Origin of the sequence: Mesorhizobium sp. M7A.F.Ca.CA.004.06.1.1 (assembly GCF_003999135.1) — a bacterium.
Taxonomy (GTDB): Bacteria; Pseudomonadota; Alphaproteobacteria; order Rhizobiales; family Rhizobiaceae; genus Mesorhizobium.
This window is the reverse complement of the sequence record NZ_RZPQ01000525.1, coordinates 1-4,231: the sequence shown is the minus strand read 5'-3', so window position 1 is coordinate 4,231 and position 4,231 is coordinate 1. Positions and strand designations below refer to the sequence as shown.

At 63.8% G+C, this 4,231-nt stretch carries 5 protein-coding genes; 3 read left to right on the top strand and 2 right to left on the bottom strand.

Annotation, left to right across the window (positions count from 1 at the left end; all coding sequences use genetic code 11):
- Positions 1-295: 295 nt before the first annotated feature.
- From EN906_RS24945 to EN906_RS24935, 3 genes are all read left to right on the top strand, one after another.
- Positions 296-1,216, top strand: a complete 921-nt coding sequence (locus EN906_RS24945; RefSeq protein WP_127268076.1) for a rhodanese-related sulfurtransferase — start codon at positions 296-298, stop codon at positions 1,214-1,216.
- Between the two features lie 117 nt (positions 1,217-1,333).
- On the top strand, positions 1,334-2,071 hold the full coding sequence (locus tag EN906_RS24940) for a tellurite resistance TerB family protein (protein ID WP_127268077.1): 738 nt from the start codon (positions 1,334-1,336) through the stop codon (positions 2,069-2,071).
- Positions 2,072-2,329: 258 nt separating this feature from the next.
- The gene (locus EN906_RS24935; RefSeq protein WP_127268078.1) at positions 2,330-3,085 is read left to right on the top strand and encodes an SDR family oxidoreductase; all 756 of its coding nucleotides are present in this window, start codon (positions 2,330-2,332) and stop codon (positions 3,083-3,085) included.
- On the opposite strand, the gene EN906_RS24930 is transcribed toward EN906_RS24935, so the two are convergent.
- Positions 3,086-3,451 carry a YciI family protein gene (locus EN906_RS24930; RefSeq protein ID WP_127268079.1) on the bottom strand — a complete coding sequence of 122 codons (366 nt, stop codon included), beginning with the start codon at positions 3,449-3,451 and terminating at the stop codon, positions 3,086-3,088.
- 151 nt (positions 3,452-3,602) lie between these two features.
- Positions 3,603-4,231: aminotransferase class I/II-fold pyridoxal phosphate-dependent enzyme (locus EN906_RS24925; RefSeq protein WP_127375453.1), on the bottom strand; the 629-nt coding region annotated here is incomplete at its 5' end.

Below are 4,231 nucleotides of genomic sequence, written 5' to 3'. Positions count from 1 at the left end.
GCTGGGCATGTGTCTCTCCGTGGCGTGGACAATTCAACCGATTAGCAGAAGGCCGTTTTCCTGTCCACGAAGCCGGCCGTGTCGCGATGTCACGTGTCGCCCATGCTCGCCAAGCTTAGCGCGGCTGCCAGCTCGGCGGTGCCGGCAGCTTTGTCAGGATAGGAATTTTTTCTTGACTCCCTGATCTCAGCTATGGTACAAATTCGCCTATGGTGCAGATTTGCGCCCGGGACCTCCGAACAGGATGCCTGCTTTGCCTTGAATAGGCTTTCGTGAGCGTCTAGTGGCTTCGGCAATGACATCACTTCCACCCTTCCGCGTCGCAGCGCTCTACCGGTTTGCCCGGCTCGACGCTTTCGAAGAACTGCGCGCGCCGCTCGCCGCCTTCTGCTGCGGGCGCGGCATCAAGGGCACGCTGCTGCTGGCGCATGAAGGCATCAACGGCACCGTCGCCGGCAGCGAGGCGGCAATTGCCGAACTGATCTTGTATCTCGAAGCCATCGAAGGGCTGGCGGGCCTCGAGGTCAAGTACAGCGCAGCCGCGGACATGCCGTTCCACCGCATGAAGGTGCGGCTGAAGCGCGAGATCGTTACCATGGGTGTCGATGACATCGATCCTTCGAAAAGTGCCGGCACCTATGTCGCGCCGGCCGACTGGAACGCGCTGATTTCGCAGCCCGGCACTGTCGTCATCGACACGCGCAATGCCTACGAGGTGTCGATCGGCACATTCAGGGGTGCGATCGACCCGGCCACCGCAAGCTTCCGCGAGTTCCCGGCCTGGGTGGAGGCGCACCGGGGGGAACTCGAAGGCCGCAAGGTGGCGATGTTCTGCACCGGCGGCATTCGCTGCGAAAAGGCAACCGCCTATGTCAAATCGCTCGGCTTCGAGGATGTCTTCCATCTCAAGGGCGGCATTCTCAAGTATCTCGAAGAGGTTCCGGCCGAACAGAGCCTCTGGCAAGGCGAGTGCTTCGTCTTCGACGAGCGCGTTTCGGTGTCGCACGGCCTCGCCGAGGGCGAAGCGGAACTGTGCCGCGCCTGCCGCCACCCGCTGACACCGGGCGACCTGACGTCGCCCAAATTCGCCGCCGGTATTTCCTGCCCGCATTGTTTCGATGCGCGTTCGAACGAGGACCGCCAGCGTTATGCCGAGCGCCAGCGCCAGGTCGAGCTTGCGCAGGCGCGGGGCAGAGAGCCGCATATCGGCTCCTGATCCGGGCATCAAGCTGCTGCAAAGCGGCCGCCTGTCATTGCAATGTCAAGTTTCGGGACCTACGTCTTCGACGTTCGAAACCTGCCCGTTCGGCCGGGCAAATCCTGGAGGCACTGAATGTTCGATCCCAAGAAGCTTCTCGACGATCTGCTCGGCTCGCAAATCCCCGGCACCAGCGGCACCGTCCGCGACAAGGCGGGGCAGGCCGTGCAGATGGCCAAGGACAATCCGCTGGCCGCCGGCGCACTGGCCGCCGTGCTGCTTGGAACTGGTGCCGGTCGTAACGTGACGGGCGCCGCGGTGAAGCTTGGCGGACTGGCCGCCATCGGCGGCCTCGCCTACAAGGCCTACCATAACTACAAGGCCGGCAACGCACCCGCCGAAGCACCGGCGGCCGGCGAACCGGAATTGCTGCCGCCGCCCAAGGACACCGCCTTCCACCCGTCGCAGGCGCCGCAAGGCGAGGACGAATTCACGCTGACCCTGATACGGGCGATGATCTCGGCGGCGAAGGCCGATGGCCATATCGACGATGAAGAGCGCCAGAAGATCGCCGGCAAGCTCAGCCTGGCCGGCATAGACTCCGATGCCGAAAAGTTCCTGATGGCGGAGCTGGCAAGCCCGCTCGACCTCGACACGCTGGTCGCCGGCGCCAAGACCGACGCGCAGAAGCTCGAACTCTACACGGCGTCGCGCCTGACCATCGATCCCGACACCCGCGCCGAGCGTGGCTACCTCGACCTGCTTGCAGGCCGGCTCGGCCTGCCGGACGCGCTGGTCGACCATGTCGAGGCAACGGTTTCGGCGGCCAAGGTGCCGGCCAAGGCAGGGACGTCACCCAATCCGCGCTGGTAGGCCAAAACGGCACAGGAGGCGCTTTCCGGGTTAACCTCTCGTTAACCCAGCAAGCGCATCATTCAACACAGTCGGATCGGCTTTTCCTCCTCCCAAGCCCGGTTCAGATCAGGGGCGGTCGCCAATGGCCGCCCTTTTTGTCGGCCCGATCGGATGGACACGCTTGCCATCGCCGCCGTCATTTGCGATGCCTTCCTTTTTCGAGCCAAACCCCGAAAATCAGTCGAGCAAGCGCAGCGCTGCCGGAGGACAACAGCCATGACCGAGCAAAGAACCGCCATCGTCACCGGGGCCGGCACGGGCATCGGCAAGAGCGTCGCCACGGCGCTGCTCAAGGCGGGCTGGAACACAGTGTTCTGCGGACGCCGCAAATCCGTGCTGGATGCAGCCGTGGCCGAGGCCGGGTCCACCGACGCCAAGGCCCTGGCGGTTGCCTGCGATATCAGCAAGGCAGGCGAGGTCGACGATCTGTTCGAGACCGTGGCGGCGGCCTTCGGCCGTGTCGACCTGCTCTTCAACAATGCCGGCATGGGCTACAAATCGACGCCGATCGACGAGATACCGGTCGAAGTGTGGAACGATATCGTCGGCGTCAACCTCACCGGTTCGTTCCTGTGTGCCCGTGCCGCCTTTGGCGCCATGCGCAAGCAGAAGCCGATGGGTGGCCGCATCATCAACAACGGTTCGGTGTCGGCCTATGCGCCGCGCCCGGGCTCGGTGCCCTACACGGCGACCAAGCATGCCATATCAGGGCTGACCAAGACGCTGGCGCTCGACGGCCGGCCTTATGACATCGCCTGCGGCCAGATCGACATCGGCAATGCGCTGACCGATATGGCGCAGCCGATGACGGTCGGCGTGCCGCAGGCCAACGGCTCCATATCAGCCGAAGCGGTGATGGATGTTCAGCGCGTCGCCGACGCCGTCGTCCACATGGCCAGCCTGCCGCTCGACGCCAACGTGCTGTTCATGACCGTGATGGCGACCAAGATGCCGTTTGTCGGGCGTGGCTAGTCATTCTCCCGGTAGCTCTGTGCCGGGCAGATAGAGCGCGATAGGACGGATCTCGTAGACGGCGGTCGGATTGACGCGACGAAAGTCGCGCGCGATAGCGATGGCATCGTCCCGCGTCGGGCAGTCGACGACATAGAGGCCGAGAAGCTGTTCCTTGGTTTCGGCGAAGGGGCCGTCGACGATCATGCCGTCGCGCAAGGTGCAGGCCGATTGTGTCGCGCCAAGCCGCGCCGACGGGCCAAGGCTGCCGTCGGCATAGAGCCCTTCATGGATCTTGAGCAAGTCAGCCATCAGCGCCGTATCTTCCTGCGGCGTCAGCGCCTTGATTGCGTCTTCCACATGATAGGCAAGGATTGCATAGAACATCCGATGTCACCCCACTTCGATCCTGATCCGAGGACCGTAGCCGTTCTCGACATGCACGCCCAGTCTTGGCCGCGCGCCTCCGGACGGCTCATGACACGGTCATGCCACAGCCGCAAATTGTCCGGAAGAGGACAGCGGGCCGCTTTCAAGCTTACTTCGCCAGGAAGGCCCCGATCCGTTCCAGCGCCCGCAAGATGTTCTCCTCGGAATTGGCGTAGGAGAGCCTGATATAGCCTTCGCCGAGAATGCCGAAATCGGGACCGCCGATCAGCGCCACGCCGGCCTCGTCGAGCAGCGCCGAGGCGAGCTTCTTGGCCTTCCAGCCGGTCTTCGAGACGTTGGGGAAAGCGTAGAACGCGCCCTTGGGCGTGATGCAGGACATGTTGGGCAGCGCGTTCAATCCCTCGACGACGATCTTCCGGCGGCGGTCGAAGGCGCGCATCATATTGGCGACATCGTCCTGCGGGCCGTCGATTGCCGCGATGCCGGCGAACTGGCTCGGCGCGTTGACGCAGGACCAGCAGTTGACAGCCAGCTTGCGCACCTTGTCGTAGAGATGGGCGCCCTTGTCGCCATTCGGCCAGATCGACCAGCCCATGCGCCAGCCGGTCATCGCCCAGGTTTTCGACCAGCCGTTGAGCACGATCAGCCGGTCACGGATCTCGGGAAAGCCGAGCAGCGAGCAATGCGTCTCGCCATCATAGGTCATGACGTCGTAGATCTCGTCGGAGAGGATGGCGACCTGCGGATGCGCCTCCAGCCCCTTGACCAGTTTCTCGA